The sequence below is a fragment of the Psychrobacillus faecigallinarum genome, from assembly GCF_014836595.1.
In the GTDB taxonomy this organism is placed as follows: domain Bacteria; phylum Bacillota; class Bacilli; order Bacillales_A; family Planococcaceae; genus Psychrobacillus; species Psychrobacillus faecigallinarum.
In genome coordinates, this window is the sequence record NZ_JACSQO010000009.1 from 73,994 (window position 1) to 90,380 (window position 16,387).

Consider the following 16,387-nt stretch of genomic DNA (forward strand, 5'->3'; position numbering starts at 1 on the left):
TTTTCTTACCCGCAACACTTCGAACCATCACTGCAACACTTCACCCCTTTAGCGCAACACTTTGCACCCTCTCTGCAACAGTTCTGAGATTTCTCGCAACACTTCTCCTCTTTAGCGCAACACTTTGAGCTATCTCTGCAACAGTTCCGAGATTTCCCGCAACACTTCGAATCATCTCTGCAACAGTTCCTAGATTTCTCGCAACACTTTTCGTACCCGCAACACCTGACTAATTCTCAGCAACATTTCTCCCCGAATAACGATGCATCTATCGTAATGAAATTAACATATAAAAATATTTCATTTCTCTTAACAGGAGTTGCAGATACTCAGGGAGTGAAGGTAAGTGAGCTCAAATAAAAAATATACACTTGATCGAATTGAAGAAGGTATGTACGTTTTTTGGGAATCACCAGAGGAAATGAATCAACTGGTTCTGCCAACTACTACTTTTGATGTCACCGTAGAAGAAGGAGATATTGTCTGTATCACCTTTGATGGCATCAAATATCACTTGGAAGTTTTCAAGGAAGAAACATTAGAAAAGCATAAAAAAGTAAGTGCTTTATTAGAGAAACTAAAAAATAAAAGTAATTAAACAAATCCCATTCCAATTTGGAATGGGATTTTGGATTTTACTTATTGTAAGAAGACTTTAGAGCTCTATGGTCATAACTTCAAAGAATTATTTACGATTTCTATACATTTCTGCAGGCGTTCTGTACGATTTTGTTCATCCACTATATGCAGGGTTATACCATAATCACGAAACAAAGCTTTTAAATAATCATTATCTCTTAATCTCATTTCTTCTTCCACAGGCAATCTCGTTCCATCCATTTCATAATCATTATGAGGCTCTAAGTATATATAAGTGTCAATTTGATTGACCTTATTTTTAATCATTTCCTCTAATACTGTGCTTTTTTCACCAAGTCCTTTCATCCGAAAAAATTGTGTATAAGTTTCCTCGGTATCGATGAATAGTACTTTATTGGAGGTTGGTATGGCTTGTTGTATAGCATGGCTATGTCCAAATGCAATTTGATGAAAATCCTCTGGCATATCAATATCGAAGCAACCGTTAATGTCATCGTAGAAAGTTCTACCATATTCTTCTATAAAGTTCGTAAGATAATGAGCAGCGAGCAGCTTGGTCATAGTGGATTTTCCGGTAGATTCTATTCCACATAAACAAATCCTTTTCACATACGATTCTCTCACAGCAGAAGGGAGCATATCCCAATATGAATAGACACCACTTGCTCTTATTTCTGTTGCTGAAATAGGAAACGGACTATTATTGCGGTCGAAAATAATATGCTGGCTAGCTGGAAAGTACTTGTTAAAGTATGTGTCATATTCTTGTTCGCTGCTAAACACATAATCTAGCCTTCCTCCAAGCTTTTGAAGCAAACTATCATTGGCTTGCTTAACTAAAGGGTCTGTCATATGATCAGGTGAGCGTCGTTCATAGTGAGATAACACTCGAACATTGGGCAAATTCTTAGTAGCTTTTGTTACCCAGCGCTCTCTTAGTCGGGAAGATACCCATTTAAATTTACTATGTTGGCAAAGCTTTTGCTCATACCCTTCATCATAACCAACTACCACGAACAGCACATCTACCATAGATGCTGCCTTAATAATGCAGCTTAGATGGCCCATGTGAAAAGGGAGGAACTTGCCTCCGTAATAGCCAAACGTTAAATTTGGATCATACTCACTAATTTGAATGCCGTAATTCATAAGCTTCTCCTTGTATATTATGCTGTTGCTTGTGCATTTTCAGCCAGTTTACATACCCATAAATGGAGTTAACTAAAAATGCTGACCACATAACAAGCATAGCCCAGTCATTACCACCAGTTTGTAATAACACAATAACCCATAACACAATGGTCAATCCATTTACCATAATCCATAAAACCCATTGCTCAGCAAAGCGTTTAAGCATCAAAATCTGAGCGATAACAGATAACACGACTGCTGCTGAATCCAAACGTACCTGTTGTCCGCCAATAGCATTTAGTAGGTACGCATATGCGATGGAACCTACTACGGCAGTCCCAATTACATATATCCAACCTTTTTGGTCGAGCCTTTTAACAGATACATCCTCCCCAATCGTCTGAACCTTTGTTAAATTCTTCTTCCACAAATAGATTCCGATAAACTGTATTGGAAAATAGAACAGCGTATTTAGCATAGACTCCCCATACAATCCGTACGTATAAGCAATATAAGCATAGCTCGAAGTTTGAACAATACCAAAATAATAATTACTGATTTTCCCTTTTGCGACTAATACAACGCAAAGCATACCTGTAATAGAGCTTATAAATCCTAATAACGAGTCTTTGAAAGCGAAAAAAAGATAAATATTTACTAAAGTAAATACACCCAACCAAACTTTTTCAAACAAAGTCCAGTCCTTGAACATTCCCATCACGCTCTTCCTTTTTAAATTTATAGAACAATAAAACAATAATTTATTTTGGAAATAAATTCAATATGCATACTAAAATGAAAATATTTGGGAGCAATACTAAAGACATTTATAGCTTGTAAAAGAAGAATATTATTATTGTATGAAATATTAGAGTGTATAAAGAATAATAAAGGTATTTTTGATATGATAAAGACAGAAAGATATAGGAGGAGGATTCCTGTGGAAACACACCGCGTGCTAGTAGTTGAAGATGACAAAAAAATTGCAGCTCTACTAGCTGATACTTTAAGAAAATACCACTATGAAGTGCATACAATAGAAGACTTTGATCAAATTTTGGAGGAGTTTACTGCCTTTAACCCTCACATCGTATTGCTGGATATAAACTTGCCATCCTATGACGGCTATTACTGGTGTCGTCAATTAAGACAGCTGACTACTTGCCCAATTATTTTTGTTTCTGCGAGATCTGGCGAGATGGATCAAATATTCGCTCTTGAAAATGGCGGTGATGATTTTATCACCAAACCTTTTCATTACGAAATCGTCCTAGCAAAGATAAAAAGTCACTTAAGAAGAACCTATGGTGAATATGCAACAAAACAAGAGGAAAGAGTAGTTAAGACAGGTAAGCTACAGTTGTTTTTGGAGCGCATGGAGCTACATATTGGAAACGAAGAAATTCCTTTACAAAAGAAGGAATGTACGATATTAGATTTACTTATCAGAAATCATCCAAAGGTCGTAACACGGGAACAGCTTCTGGAGGAACTATGGGACGATCAATCATTTGTGGATGAAAATACGCTGAATGTGAATATGACACGTGTTCGAAAAAAGCTAGCGGATTATCATGTTATTTCTACGATTGAAACTGTACGAGGAGCAGGTTATCGCTTAAACCTAAGTTCGGAGGAATCATAAGATGTTTCGTTTATTTATAAGAGAGCATTCCATCTTTATTATATTTCAGTTTTTTCTTGTGCTATTTATTATGCTCCTCTACTGGTTGGACGGCTTTCGCAACATAGATACTGCAGTTTATTCCATTGTTATTAGTACAATCCTTACACTAACCTTTTTAGGGACCCTTTTTGTAAAAAGGATGTCTTTTTATAAAAAGATTCTCTCTGTTCCCAACAAAATTGAGGTTGTCCTACAAAAAGAAGCTCATTCACCTGAGGTAAAGCAGGTTGAAATCTATTTACAGCATATTTATCGCTTGTACCAAAAAGAGGTCCAGCTCCTTTACGCTACTCAAAATAGACATCTGCAATTTATGAACAGTTGGGTGCATCAAATGAAAACCCCAATTTCAGTATTAGAAATGATGAGCCAAAATGGAGAGCAGGTAGATTCAAAAAGTGTTCTAGAAGAGACCGACCGGTTGAAGCGTGGATTAGAAGCGGTTCTCATGAATGCCAGACTAGACACATTTGAAGAGGATATGCATATCGAACAGGTTAATTTGAAGGAAGTTGTGACAGAAGAGGTTTCTAAAAATAAACGATTATTTATTAGTCATCGTGTTTATCCTGTCATTGAAATGGACGAGAACTGTGTAATAGCGACAGATGCCAAATGGATTCGTTTCGTAGTGGCTCAATTTTTGACAAATGCCGTTAAATATACGATGAATGAAAATAAAAAAATATTTTTTGAAACAACTATTGAAGACGACAAAGTAATACTGTGTGTAAGGGATGAAGGAATTGGCATACCGGCTTCAGACATTAAACGAGTAACCAAGGCTTTTTTTACTGGAGAAAATGGACGAAAAAGTGGAGAATCTACCGGTATGGGATTATATCTTGCGCAAGAAATTTGTAATCGTTTAGGCCATAAAATGAAAATTAACTCTAACGTAGGTGAAGGGACGACTGTTTCTATCCTGTTTGAAAAGCTAGAATCAATAGAAAGGACTGAAATGGATGTCGATATTAGTACTTGATGATATAACAAAGGTTTATGAAGGGAAAGTGGCTCACCTCGCCATCAATCAGCTGAGCTTTGAAGTGGAAAAGGGAGAATTTCTTGCGGTAATGGGACCTTCAGGAAGCGGAAAAACCACACTACTCAATATAATATCCACCATTGATCGCCCTACTTCAGGTGACCTTCTTATTAATGGTTTAAATCCTTTAGAGCTTAACAAGGATGATTTATCTCTATTTAGAAGAAGACAGCTTGGCTTTGTATTTCAAAACTTTAATCTGCTCCCAGCGCTCACTGTGGAGGAAAATATGGTCTTGCCTTTAACATTGGATGGGCAGCCAGTGGAAAAAATGAAGGAGAAAGTAGAAAAAATTGCGGAATCACTAGACCTGATGAATATTCTGGAGAAGAGACCAGCCGAAATATCTGGTGGTCAAGCACAAAGAACTGCAATAGGTAGAGCTTTGATACATAGACCTTCTATTATTCTTGCTGATGAGCCTACAGGGAACTTAGATTCGAAAGCTGCACGAGACGTGTTAGAAGTATTGACACAGGTTAATAAACTGAGTGACACGACCATTATTATGGTGACACACGATCCAATAGCGGCAAGCTACTGTGATCGAGTGTTGTTTATCAAGGACGGAGAATACTTCAATGAGATATACAAGGATGATCGTAGACAAACGTTCTTCCAAAGAATATTGAATGTTCTTTCTCTGTTAGGTGGAAACGTGAATGACCTGAATTCATTACGAATCTAATTTAAATTCTTGGAAATAAAAAATAGGTGGAAATGTAAATGACTTTTCAACAATTTGCTTATCATAATGTCATAAGGAACAGCAGAGTATACGCGGCTTTTTTTCTAGCTAGTAGCTTCTCTGTCATGGTGTTCTTCGTCTATACGATGCTAATGTTTCATCCAAAGATAGAAGACCAGTTTTTACGTGATATAGCATTTGGTGGGATGCTTATTGCCGAGATTATATTAATCATTTTTACTTTGTTCTTTTTGTTTTATTCGATGAGCGCATTTATTCAGGCTAGGTCACATGAATTTGGCGTCCTATTGAATCTAGGAATGCAAAAGCAACAGCTGAATCGTATGATTTTCATAGAAACGATGCTGTTAGGGCTAATATCAGTCACAGTAGGAATATTTTTTGGATTCTCCTTTTCTAAATTCTTTTTTATGGTTATCCGTGAGCTTTTCTTGCTGGATAGTCTGCCTTTATATTTGTCGTGGAAACCATTTGCACTGACAATTATTGTTTTTGTCACGTTGTTTGTTGTAATATCCATCAGTAGTGTAGTGTTTATTCGAAAAAGAGACATTATACAGCTGCTCAGAGGCTATAGTAATGATGAGGGACCTACCTCTTATAAGAAGTGGCGAGCAGTTTTAGGCTTTGTGCTCATTTTAACTGCGTATGGTCTAGTGATTTACTCCGCATTTCAAATGCATATTGCACTTAGCTTTGTTATAGTGATTCTCGCATTTTGGGGGACCTATTACTTTTACACGGACAGCATATTATATTTGTTACAGGTTATTAGGAAAAAGAAAAAACTATACTGGCATCCCTTTCGATTAATCGCTTTTGCAGATGCATCCATTAAAATACGAGAGAACGCTAAAATGTTCTTTGTAGTAACAATCGTTTCCTGTATAGCCTTTCTTTCAGTGGGAATAGTAACTTCTTTTACTTCTTTCACGACACAGTTTAGAGAGCTGAATCCCGTAAGTATCTTCTATTCAAGCGATTGGGACAACCCCTTTGAACAGCAGCATGTGATGAAACTTACAGGGGAACTGCAACGAGAAGGACTTTCCTATGATTTAGTTAAGTTTCATTTGAAAATACAGACTTCTTCTAGCACTAGAGATCCTATAAACATTATTAAAGAGTCTGAAGTGAATAGTCTAGCACTCGCTCTCGAGATTCCATTTATTGATTTACAATCGGGGCAGGCCTTGCTAGTGCCGAATACGAAAGAGGATTTTGGTAGCGTGCAGGTCGAAAATGAACAGACAGTCCTTGAGGAAAGTAATATTCCTATTCGCATTCAAGGCATTTATACAAAGCTAATATTCCCATCATTGGCTATTAAGAATAGATCCATAATAGTTAGCGATGAGGATTATATGCTTATAACCGAACCACTTACGGGCTATGGGATAAAGGAATCATCGATGACTTTTTATGCTTTTCACGTTTCTGAATGGCTTCGGACCAAGGATATAGGTACGGATCTTGATCGAATTATGAATGAGACGGTAAATGCAACAGGAACGAATCCTAATCCATTTTATTATGTAAATCCAGGTTTAAACTATTCTATTATTCGTGCAACCTTCTCCTTGCTTCTTTTTACGGGACTGTTAGTAGCAGCAGTGCTCATCCTTGCGGCAGGTAGCTTTGTCTACTTTAAGCTCTATACAGACTTAGAAAGAGATAAAAAGCAATATGATGTACTGAGAAGAATGGGAGTAACAGATCAGGAATTGGTTAAAATCGTCAATAGACAGCTTATTCCGCAATTCTTCTTACCATGGGGATTGGCAATGATTCATAGCACCTTCTCTTTTTTATTTTTACAGGCATTCTGGGTAGAGCTAGCTGCCGTATCTATAGCTAAAGAAATGCTATTAGTGTTAATAGCCTTCACGATTATACAGCTCTCCTATTTTTACTTGATCAGATGGAGATATATCGCGCATATTCTAGAATAAAATTGAAGTGGGAGTAAGGGGGATTTCCTTGCTCCTCATTTGATTAGTTGGCATATTAGATATCGCTCAAATGGTGCAAACCTTCATTTTATATTGAATTGTCAAAACTTTTCTTATATAATTAATATTGGGGATTATGAATGACCATTCATTCAAAATAGATGGGAGTTGTAAAAATGAGTTTAGTGACACACGTTCAACAAAGGGCATTAAAAAATCCGGACAAAATTGCATATCATTTCATGGGGAAAGATACAACATACGCAGAGTTCAATCAGTCCGTAGAACGTTTTGCGGCAGCTTTGAAATCATTAGGGGTAGAAAAAGGAGACAATATTGGCTTCTTGCTCGGAAATTCACCCCATTTTTTAATATCTCTTTATGCTTCGATGCGTTTAGGGGCAACTGCAGTACCGATCAATCCAATTTACACACCAGATGAGATTAGCTACATCGTAAAAAACAGTGACGCTAAAGCTATTATTGCGTTAGATGCTTTTATACCGTTAGTAGAAAAGGCAGCTGGTGTTTTTTCATCCGTGGAGAATTATATAATATGTGAGACTGATCCAACTACAGCTGAGAAGCTAGCGGCTCTTCCCTCTCTATTAAAGCCAAAGGTGAAATCGTTTACATATTTGATATCTACTCCGGCTGAAGCAGTGCCTCTAGTGGATGTAGATTCGGATGATACAGCTATTATTTTATATACCTCTGGGACAACTGGTCATCCAAAAGGTGCCATGCTGACATTTGACAATATTTATTCGAATGCTCGTGACGTGGCTGAGTATTTAAACTTTAGCACGGACGATCGCATAGTTGCGACTCTTCCAGTGTTTCACGTTTTTGCACTGACAGTTGTTGTGAATGCGCCATTATTAATGGGAGCTACTATTTTATTAGTTCCTAGATTCAGTCCACAGGAAGTTTTCCAAATCATTAAAGAGCAGAAGGCAACTGTGTTTGCAGGTGTGCCAACGATGTTCAACTTCCTATATCAATTCCCAGAAGGAAAAGTGGAGGATTTCTCTACAATCCGTTTAGCCATTTCCGGAGGTTCTTCTTTACCGGTTGCTCTTTTACACAATTTTGAGGACAAATTTAAAGTTCGTATTTCGGAAGGGTATGGTTTATCCGAAGCATCTCCAGTTACTTGCTTTAACCCAATCGATCGTGACCGTAAGGCGGGCTCTATTGGTACTTCTATCGTTAATGTAGAAAACAAAGTGGTTAACGAATTAGGGGAAGAGGTACCGGTGGGAGAGGTTGGCGAACTGATTGTACGTGGACCAAATGTCATGAAGGGCTATTATAAGATGCCTGAGGAAACGGAAAATGCAATCCGAAACGGCTGGTTATATACTGGAGACCTAGCTCGTCAAGATGAGGAAGGGTATTTCTATATCGTAGACCGTAAAAAGGATATGATTATCGTAGGTGGCTACAATGTTTACCCTCGTGAGGTTGAGGAAGTGTTGTTTGCGCATCCGGGTATTGTGGAAGCAGCAGTCATTGGAGTTCCAGATCCTAACTTTGGTGAAGAGGTTCTTGCTTTCGTTGTGAAAAAGGATGAATCTTTAACTGAGGAGCAACTTCATGATTATTGTGCTGAAAAACTAGCAAAATACAAAATACCAAAGAGTATAGAATTTTTAGAGGAGCTTCCTAAAAATACGACAGGTAAAATATTGCGTCGTACTTTGAAGCCAACATCTAAAACTAAATAAGCTGCCAAAGTGCCTCCTAAATAGGAGGCATTTTTTGTTCAATGAAATGCTAGAGTACTAGACACATAGTAGAATGTACTCTTAGTTTTCTTTGATATAATGTTAGGAAATTAAAAAATGATTCATTTTTAAGGTGAAATAAAGGGTATTGATTTCGAATGTCGAAATAAATGGAAATACAGAAATGAAAGAGAGGAATAATGAATGAATAAAAGAAAGCTAGAAGCAAAGGATTTATTCAAGCTACAGTCCATCACTAATCCTGTAATTTCTCCATCTAACAAGGAAGCAGTGTTTATCCGTACGGAGATGAGTGAGAAGGATAACAAATATTATGCATATTTGTATCATGTTAATTTAGAAACAGATGAGGAGACCCAGTGGACACACCAAAAGGAAAATATTTCGTCCCCTAGATGGTCCAACGATGGAAAATACATAGCCTTTTTGTCTAACCGAGAAGATAAAAATCAACTGTTTTTATTATCAACCAAAGGTGGAGAATCAAAAAAGCTAACTAATCTAGAAAAAGGAGTTACTAGTTTTAATTGGTCCCCTTGTGGCAAGAAAATATGGTTTGTTGCACCTTTAAAAGAGGGAGCGAACTGGGATGATGAGCCTAAAAAAGAAGAAAACAAGAAACCAGAAGCATACGTAGTAGATAAAATGAAATATCATGCAGACGGTGTTGGATTATTACCTCAGGACGTATATAGACAAATTGGAAGAATCGATCTTGAAACAGAAGAAATCGAACAGTTTACAAAAGGTAATCATCAACATAGCCTTCAGGCAGTCTCTTATGATGGCAAAAAATTAGTCATTGGAGTTAATAGAGAGGAAAATCAAGACTTTTCATTTAAGCAACCGATTTATTTGGTTGACACGGAAACAAAAGAAGAGAGCTTATTAGTGGATGAGGATGGATATTTCGGCGGAGCTTCTTTTTCCTATGACAATCAGTATATTGCTTTTGTTGGAGCGAATAGAACTTTTCAAAATGCTACCCATGCTGAAGTGTATGTATATAATACTCAAACTGGTTTAAAAGAAATACTAACAGAAGGTATTGATGCGCCTGTCGGTGATTATGCTGGAGGTGATTTACAACAAGGTTCCAGTGCACCGAATGTTGTGTGGACAAAGGATAACCATTTATATTTCCAGCTTTCTTCTATGGGAGATGTGCGGCTCTATTTTGCTTCTTTAGAGGGTGAACTATATCCAGCAACACCTGAAAATGAGCATGTATACGGCTACGATATTGCAAATGATGGCACTTTTGCGCTTGGTACAATTAGCAATTCAGTATTTCCCGGGGAATTATTTAGGCTTAATTTGACGACTGGTGAAAGAAAAGCACTTACTTCATTCAATGAAAAGCTTTTAGAGGAAGTAGAGCTTGTCGAACCGGAAGCGATTGTTTATAAAGGAGCGAAAGAATGGGATGTCCATGGCTGGCTTATTAAACCAGCAGGCTATGTAGAAGGGAAAAAATATCCGCTTGTTGTAGAGATTCATGGTGGTCCACATACGTTGTACGCAAATACATTTTTTCACGAACTGCAGCTACTGGCGGCCAAGGGATATGGTGTTTTATATGTAAATCCGAGAGGAAGCCATTCATATAGTCAAGAATTTGTAGATGCCGTAAGAGGTGACTATGGTGGAGGGGACTATGAGGACATTATGGCAGGTGTTGACTATGTATTGTCTGAATACGATTGGATTGATAAGGAACGATTAGGGGTGACTGGAGGAAGCTATGGTGGTTTCATGACTAACTGGATTGTCGGACATACGAATCGCTTTAAAGCAGCCGTGACCCAGCGTTCTATCTCCAATTGGATTAGTTTTTATGGAGTTTCCGATATAGGATATTACTTCACACCTTGGCAAATTGGTGCGGACATGACAGATATTGATAAGCTATGGGATGCATCTCCTTTAAAGTATGCTGTGAATGTCGAAACTCCTTTGCTTATTTTACACAGCGAAAATGATTATCGTTGTCCAATCGAGCAGGGGCAACAGCTCTATATCACTTTAAAGGGAATGGGGAAAGAAACAAGCTTTGTCCGTTTTCCTCAATCAGATCATAATTTGTCGCGTGTTGGACTACCAAACCTTCGTCAAACAAGACTCGAACAAATTACTGGCTGGTTTGAAAAATATATCTAGAAGTAAGAAAAAGAGGCTGGGACATAAGTAGATTCAGCAAGGTAAAAATGCTGTGAGTAGATTGATACTTTATTCTGAATGAATTTCGTTTTGGTAAATATTAATTTAACTAAAGATGTCCTCTTTCACTTGATTTCGAAGAAATTTTAGTTGTTCGGAGCGAAGGTGCGACTCCTAGGGGACAAGCGCGTGGGAGACTCAACATGTGCCCACAGGAAAGCGTCTGCTGTAGCGGAGAACAGCGAAAAGAGTCCCGGAAATTTACTAATAGTAAATTTCCGGGACTCTTGAATTTATAAGGTGGGTTTTGTCCCGGCCTCTTTTTTTACCGTTGATTTGACTTTTTATGAAAACCATTTTTGTAATAACTAAAAACTAAGCCGATGATCCAAATCGGTCCAACTATTACAGCAACTCTAGTGTCAGGGAAATATGCCATAAGACCAAGCACTAATATTAAAAAGGCTAGCACAATGTACGAACCATATGGATAAAATAATGCCTTATAGGAAAGCTTTGAGACTTCACCCTTAGTTAAGGATTTACGGAATTTTAATTGGGACAATAAAATAATTCCCCACGTCCAAACAGCTCCAAAGGTGGATATGCTCGTTACCCAAATAAATACCTTTTCCGGTACTAAATAATTTAGTAAAACTCCTACTAGTAATAGCGTAGCTGAAAAAATAATTGCTTTAGAAGGAACGCCCGTGCTACTGATTCTTTTAAAGGATGCAGGAGCTTGCTTTTGCTCTGCCAGATTAAAGAGCATTCTTCCTGTGCTAAAAATTCCACTGTTACAGCTTGATAAAGCAGCAGTCAATACGACAAAATTAATAATACCCGCTGCAGGTCCAATACCGATTTGTTCAAACATTAAAACAAACGGACTACCATTATTTCCAACTTCGTTCCAAGGATAAATCGACATAATGACGAACAATGCTCCAACATAGAACAATAAAATACGCCAAAATACTGTATTGATAGCATTAGGAATAACTTTTTTAGGATTTTTTGCTTCTCCTGCAGTTACCCCAATCATCTCTACGCCTAAATAAGCGAACATGACCATCTGAAGGGACATGAAAATGCCGGAAATCCCATTCGGTGCAAAGCCACCGTTTGTCCATAGATTGCTAATACCTACGGCTACACCGCCATTCCCGATTCCAAAAATAATAACTCCAAGTCCGACGAAGATCATAGCAAGGATTGCTATGATTTTAATAAGCGCAAACCAAAACTCGAATTCTCCATATGCTTTAACCGCTATCAAATTAACTAATGTCATGATAACTAAAGCTGCTAATGCCCAAATCCATGATGGGGTATCTGGAAACCACATTTTCATGTATACACCAACCGCTGTAATTTCGGCCATACAGGTAACTACCCATAAAAACCAATAATTCCATCCGGTTATATATCCTGCTAGTGGACCCAAATAATCCTTTGCGTATCTGCTAAAAGATCCCGATACTGGGTTATGTACTGCCATCTCCCCAAGGGCACGCATGATGATGAAAATAGCTAGACCGCCAATAATATAGGAGATTAGGATGGCTGGGCCAGCTAATTGAATGGCTGTTGCGGAGCCTAAAAATAACCCCACACCTATTGCAGCACCTAATGACATTAAGGTGATATGCCGTTGTTCTAAGCCTCGTTGTAATTGCTGATTTCCACCCAAGAGAGTAGCACTCCTTTTACATATGTACTTTTTTACAAATAACACTCTACCACAATAGAAACTATTTAGGAAATATTCTTTAAAAAGAATAGTGTGATAAAATTATATGCAAGTATGTTAGGGGGCATGAAAGTGCAAGAGATTATTATAAGACCTGTAAAAGAAGATGAATTATATCGTTTATGGGAATTGAGCCTAAAAGAGGATTATCCAGAATGGAAAAAATGGGATGCCCCCTTTGAGCCCTACACTTCCATGACATATGAACAATTTATCCAGAAAAAAGACTATTTCATGAACCAAGAGGATTTTTGGGGGATATATGTGAACGACGATTTAGTAGGTTCGCTTTGTTATTATTGGGAGCATGAGGCTTCCCTGTGGTTAGAGATGGGGATCCTCATTTACGATCCAATGTTCTGGAATTCAGGCATCGGAACCAAAGCGCTTAAAATGTGGATTGATCATCTTTTTCACGAAATGCCCCTGATACGTGTTGGTTTTACAACATGGTCGGGCAATGAACGAATGGTCAAGGTTGGAGAAAAGTTAGGAATGACAATGGAAGCGCGCATGAGAAAGTGCCGTTTACATAATGGGGTCTATTATGATTCTATCCGTATGGGATTATTAAGAGAAGAATGGGAAGAACAAAATGAATCATTTACTTGAACTAAATAGTGTAACTAAAAATTACTGGAAAACAGAAGGGGATAGTCATCGTCCATTTTTGTTTGAAAATATCACTACTATTATTACCTCTCCGCAACGGGTGGTTTTATTGGGTAAGTCAGGTCAGGGAAAAAGCACTCTGCTACGCACAATTGGTTTAATGGAAGAATTTGACCAAGGAGAAATAAAATATAAGGGTAATTCCTCCAAATCTCAGGATGCTCGTGAATGGAGAATGAACATCGCTTATGTGTCTCAGCATCCGGTTATGCTTCCAGGAACTATAGAGTATAACTTGAAAACAGTAAGTCGTTTACATGATAAACCCTTCGAAGAGAAATATGCAAAAAGTTTAATGGTGCAGTTGGGGCTCCAGCATCTCAGCTGGGACAAGCAAGCGAAGGATTTATCAGGTGGGGAAAAGCAACGAGTGGCTCTTATCAGATCACTTCTGTTAAGACCAACTATTCTATTATTAGACGAAGTAACCGCTTCTCTTGACCAGCAGAGTAAGGAATACGTGGAGGGTCTACTTCTAAAGCTTCACAAGGAAGAAGACATTTCATTTATTCTTATCACGCATGATACCCAGCAGGCAAAGAGTATTGGTGAGCGGATATGGCTAATGGAGGATGGCAAGCTATCAATTGATACTGATGCTCGTTCATTTTTTGATGTTTCGATGGACGAGGTGTTCAAATGAGTTTTTTAGCGCTTAGTTTTACTCTTTTATTCGTGATTATTACGATGCTAGTTTCAGTTTGGCAAAAGCTTGATTTGGAGAAAGATATTGCAGTAGGAACGGTTCGTGCTGCAGTCCAATTACTAGCAGTCGGTTACGTCTTACAATTTGTGTTTCAGTCCGAGAATATATTTTTTATCATTTTAATAATATGTGTGATGATCGTAGTGGCAGCTATGAATGCGGCAAAACGTGCTAAGGGAATGACTGGCGTTGTCTGGAGAATCATTTTGTCGATCGCGACAATGGAGATATTAATGATGGGGTTGCTACTCAGCCTACATATTATTGAGGCGACTCCTCAATATATCATTCCACTAAGTGGGATGACCATCGGTAATGCAATGGTTGCTTGCGGGTTATTTTTAACTCAATTAAAACGGGAGACAGATACTTCAAAAGGAGAAATAGAAGCACTTCTTTCACTCGGAGCTACAAGCAGGCAAGCTGTACAAGACGTGCTAAAGCGTTCAGTTAAATTCAGTATGATTCCAACTATTGATGCCATGAAAACAGTGGGGCTAGTCCAGCTCCCAGGGATGATGACAGGAATGATTATTGCCGGAGCAGACCCAGTTGAAGCAGTTCGCTATCAAATATTAATCATTTTCGTATTTACAAGCTCCTCTGCCATCACAAGCATGATGCTAAGTATGCTTTGCTACAAAAACTTATTCACGAAGGACTTACGCTTGAAGAGTTAATATACTGGAAAATATAAAAGAGATCGGGAAAAGTTAGTGAACTTTGTGAGTAAAACAGCATTAGTGCAAGGTTCGGCTCCGTCTCTGCAATGTTTCAATTGATCAGTGCAAGGTTCGGTCGCAACTCTGCAATGTTCTACTCCATCACCGCAAGGTTCTCTCAAGTCTACTTAATATTTCATGCTCTCTGCAACACTAAGCACCTTCTGCGCAATACTTTCCGAGTTATGCGCAACACTTGTCCACGTCACTGCAACACTTTCCGAGTTACACGCAACACTCCCAAGGTTTTTCACAACACTTACTTCCATCTCCGCAACAGTGTCATTTCCCGTAACACTACGTCCCATCCACATCCACGGTCTCCACATCTGTACCTCCTAAAAGACAAACCCACACTAAAAGGGTGTAGCTCACGGGCTACACTCTTTTAGTTAATCCATTGTTCCATAATTGTTACTTCTTTGTTCGTAGCATCTAGCTTTACCTTGCGACCAATTGGCATCGTTAGCATCGGATGAGTGTGACAGCAGTCGAAGTCTACTAGGATAGGGATGTTTAGGTCCCCAATGGTTTCTATGAGAATGTCGTATGGTTGTCTTGCCGTTTCGGAATCATCAAATAGCTCATGCTTCCCTAAAATAATGCCTCCGACTCGGTCGAAAACGCCATTGACCTTCAATAAATTGAAGTTTTTTTCTACTATGGAGGCTGATTTCATGGTGTCCTCAATCATTAGGATATCGCCTTCTTTAATGCTTGGCATATAGGGGCTTCCCCAGAATCCATACATCGCGTTCAGGTTGCCACCGATGAGTCTTCCTTCGGCAATTCCTTTATTTATGCAGATCCATTGGTTGTCTCGCTGCTCTTTATCCTTTGTTTTATCCTCCCAATTGGCCATTTCGTCTGTCCAATACGGAGGAGTTGGAATAATGTATGGAGCTTGTTGCTGCTCGATTAGCATTTGAGAGAAGTAATCATATGTATAATCGACGAAAGGCTCAAATTCTCCAAAGGAAGGAACGAGTGCAGGTCCATAAAAGGTTGGTATTTCTGTCTTGGCATAGAGCGCTAAAAGGACGGCTGTTGCATCAGAATAACCGATTACTATTTTTGGATCCTTCTTAAATGCTTCATAGTCTATGTATGGAAGAATTGCATTCGAGTTCGTACCGCCAATAGTGGACATGATGCAACGGATTTCCGGATTTCGGATTAGCTCATTTAATTCCTCTGCACGATCCTTAATACTTCCTGAGCGATAGTGGTCGTGCTTTCCGGTCAAGCTTCCTTCAACTATCTCAAAACCCTTTGAGCGAATAAAAGCCTTTGACCTTTCGAAACGCTTAGGTGAGGAATAAGTAATAGGCGACGAGGGAGAATAAATTCCAATTTTATCTCCTTTTTCTAATCTGTTTAATAATGTCATTTAACTTCCACTCCTTTATACATACTATAAAAGAAATATAGAACGCTAACTATAACTTTTTTAAAATTTAGACAAGTATTTACAATTATATTTGGAAAAGAGTATA

Annotated in this window: 15 protein-coding genes; 10 read left to right on the forward strand and 5 right to left on the reverse strand. The window is 38.3% G+C overall.

Annotated features, from left to right (window positions below; all coding sequences use genetic code 11):
• The first annotated feature begins 346 nt into the window (after window positions 1-346).
• A complete protein-coding gene (locus H9650_RS15780; protein ID WP_144539129.1) occupies window positions 347-598 on the forward strand; it encodes a DUF3006 family protein in 252 nt (83 codons plus the stop codon).
• 71 nt (window positions 599-669) lie between these two features.
• Here the strand turns inward: H9650_RS15780 and nadR are convergent, their stop codons facing one another.
• Both nadR and pnuC read right to left on the reverse strand, forming a co-directional pair.
• On the reverse strand, window positions 670-1,749 hold the full coding sequence (gene nadR / locus H9650_RS15785) for a multifunctional transcriptional regulator/nicotinamide-nucleotide adenylyltransferase/ribosylnicotinamide kinase NadR (protein WP_191697602.1): 1,080 nt from the start codon (window positions 1,747-1,749) through the stop codon (window positions 670-672).
• Window positions 1,727-2,449 carry a nicotinamide riboside transporter PnuC gene (pnuC, locus tag H9650_RS15790; protein WP_191697603.1) on the reverse strand — a complete coding sequence of 241 codons (723 nt, stop codon included), beginning with the start codon at window positions 2,447-2,449 and terminating at the stop codon, window positions 1,727-1,729. Before pnuC ends, nadR begins: the two co-directional genes overlap by 23 nt.
• A gap of 222 nt (window positions 2,450-2,671) precedes the next feature.
• On the opposite strand from pnuC, the gene H9650_RS15795 reads away from it, so the two are divergent.
• From H9650_RS15795 to H9650_RS15820, 6 genes are all read left to right on the forward strand, one after another.
• Entirely contained in the window at window positions 2,672-3,376 is a 705-nt protein-coding gene (locus H9650_RS15795; protein ID WP_144539124.1) for a response regulator transcription factor, read from the forward strand.
• A gap of 1 nt (window position 3,377) precedes the next feature.
• Window positions 3,378-4,403 (forward strand): sensor histidine kinase, encoded by a 1,026-nt coding sequence (locus tag H9650_RS15800; protein WP_144539122.1) that lies wholly within the window; start codon window positions 3,378-3,380, stop codon window positions 4,401-4,403.
• Window positions 4,384-5,154, forward strand: coding sequence for an ABC transporter ATP-binding protein (locus H9650_RS15805; protein ID WP_144539120.1), 771 nt, complete (start codon window positions 4,384-4,386; stop codon window positions 5,152-5,154). The genes H9650_RS15800 and H9650_RS15805 overlap by 20 nt, the downstream gene beginning before the upstream one ends.
• 38 nt (window positions 5,155-5,192) lie before the next feature.
• Window positions 5,193-7,127: an FtsX-like permease family protein gene (locus H9650_RS15810; RefSeq protein ID WP_144539118.1), complete on the forward strand. Its 1,935-nt coding sequence runs from the start codon at window positions 5,193-5,195 to the stop codon at window positions 7,125-7,127.
• Between the two features lie 176 nt (window positions 7,128-7,303).
• Window positions 7,304-8,857, forward strand: a complete 1,554-nt coding sequence (locus H9650_RS15815; protein ID WP_151113042.1) for a fatty acid--CoA ligase family protein — start codon at window positions 7,304-7,306, stop codon at window positions 8,855-8,857.
• A gap of 204 nt (window positions 8,858-9,061) precedes the next feature.
• Window positions 9,062-11,038: a S9 family peptidase gene (locus tag H9650_RS15820; protein ID WP_191697604.1), complete on the forward strand. Its 1,977-nt coding sequence runs from the start codon at window positions 9,062-9,064 to the stop codon at window positions 11,036-11,038.
• A gap of 325 nt (window positions 11,039-11,363) precedes the next feature.
• Here H9650_RS15820 and H9650_RS15825 read toward each other — a convergent pair whose 3' ends face one another.
• Window positions 11,364-12,731: an amino acid permease gene (locus tag H9650_RS15825; protein WP_191697605.1), complete on the reverse strand. Its 1,368-nt coding sequence runs from the start codon at window positions 12,729-12,731 to the stop codon at window positions 11,364-11,366.
• Window positions 12,732-12,857: 126 nt separating this feature from the next.
• On the opposite strand from H9650_RS15825, the gene H9650_RS15830 reads away from it, so the two are divergent.
• From H9650_RS15830 to H9650_RS15840, 3 genes are read left to right on the forward strand one after another with little or no spacing between them, the layout of a single operon-like run.
• Window positions 12,858-13,403 carry a GNAT family N-acetyltransferase gene (locus tag H9650_RS15830; RefSeq protein WP_225216122.1) on the forward strand — a complete coding sequence of 182 codons (546 nt, stop codon included), beginning with the start codon at window positions 12,858-12,860 and terminating at the stop codon, window positions 13,401-13,403.
• Entirely contained in the window at window positions 13,387-14,106 is a 720-nt protein-coding gene (locus H9650_RS15835; protein WP_191697606.1) for an ABC transporter ATP-binding protein, read from the forward strand. Before H9650_RS15830 ends, H9650_RS15835 begins: the two co-directional genes overlap by 17 nt.
• Window positions 14,103-14,849, forward strand: coding sequence for an ABC transporter permease (locus H9650_RS15840; protein WP_191697607.1), 747 nt, complete (start codon window positions 14,103-14,105; stop codon window positions 14,847-14,849). Before H9650_RS15835 ends, H9650_RS15840 begins: the two co-directional genes overlap by 4 nt.
• A 170-nt stretch (window positions 14,850-15,019) precedes the next feature.
• On the opposite strand, the gene H9650_RS15845 is transcribed toward H9650_RS15840, so the two are convergent.
• Entirely contained in the window at window positions 15,020-15,220 is a 201-nt protein-coding gene (locus tag H9650_RS15845; protein WP_191697608.1) for a hypothetical protein, read from the reverse strand.
• A gap of 59 nt (window positions 15,221-15,279) precedes the next feature.
• Window positions 15,280-16,281 carry a S66 family peptidase gene (locus tag H9650_RS15850; RefSeq protein WP_191697609.1) on the reverse strand — a complete coding sequence of 334 codons (1,002 nt, stop codon included), beginning with the start codon at window positions 16,279-16,281 and terminating at the stop codon, window positions 15,280-15,282.
• Between the last annotated feature and the right edge of the window lie 106 nt (window positions 16,282-16,387).

What these genes read in the sequence shown, in the direction of transcription:
- nadR (WP_191697602.1), bottom strand. Translation starts at nt 1,749, where the DNA reads ATGAATTACGGCATTCAAATTAGTGAGTATGATCCAAATTTAACGTTT.
- pnuC (WP_191697603.1), bottom strand. Translation starts at nt 2,449, where the DNA reads ATGGGAATGTTCAAGGACTGGACTTTGTTTGAAAAAGTTTGGTTGGGT.
- H9650_RS15800 (WP_144539122.1), top strand. Translation starts at nt 3,378, where the DNA reads ATGTTTCGTTTATTTATAAGAGAGCATTCCATCTTTATTATATTTCAG.
- H9650_RS15805 (WP_144539120.1), top strand. Translation starts at nt 4,384, where the DNA reads ATGTCGATATTAGTACTTGATGATATAACAAAGGTTTATGAAGGGAAA.
- H9650_RS15810 (WP_144539118.1), top strand. Translation starts at nt 5,193, where the DNA reads ATGACTTTTCAACAATTTGCTTATCATAATGTCATAAGGAACAGCAGA.
- H9650_RS15815 (WP_151113042.1), top strand. Translation starts at nt 7,304, where the DNA reads ATGAGTTTAGTGACACACGTTCAACAAAGGGCATTAAAAAATCCGGAC.
- H9650_RS15820 (WP_191697604.1), top strand. Translation starts at nt 9,062, where the DNA reads ATGAATAAAAGAAAGCTAGAAGCAAAGGATTTATTCAAGCTACAGTCC.
- H9650_RS15830 (WP_225216122.1), top strand. Translation starts at nt 12,858, where the DNA reads ATGAAAGTGCAAGAGATTATTATAAGACCTGTAAAAGAAGATGAATTA.
- H9650_RS15835 (WP_191697606.1), top strand. Translation starts at nt 13,387, where the DNA reads ATGAATCATTTACTTGAACTAAATAGTGTAACTAAAAATTACTGGAAA.
- H9650_RS15840 (WP_191697607.1), top strand. Translation starts at nt 14,103, where the DNA reads ATGAGTTTTTTAGCGCTTAGTTTTACTCTTTTATTCGTGATTATTACG.
- H9650_RS15845 (WP_191697608.1), bottom strand. Translation starts at nt 15,220, where the DNA reads ATGTGGAGACCGTGGATGTGGATGGGACGTAGTGTTACGGGAAATGAC.
- H9650_RS15850 (WP_191697609.1), bottom strand. Translation starts at nt 16,281, where the DNA reads ATGACATTATTAAACAGATTAGAAAAAGGAGATAAAATTGGAATTTAT.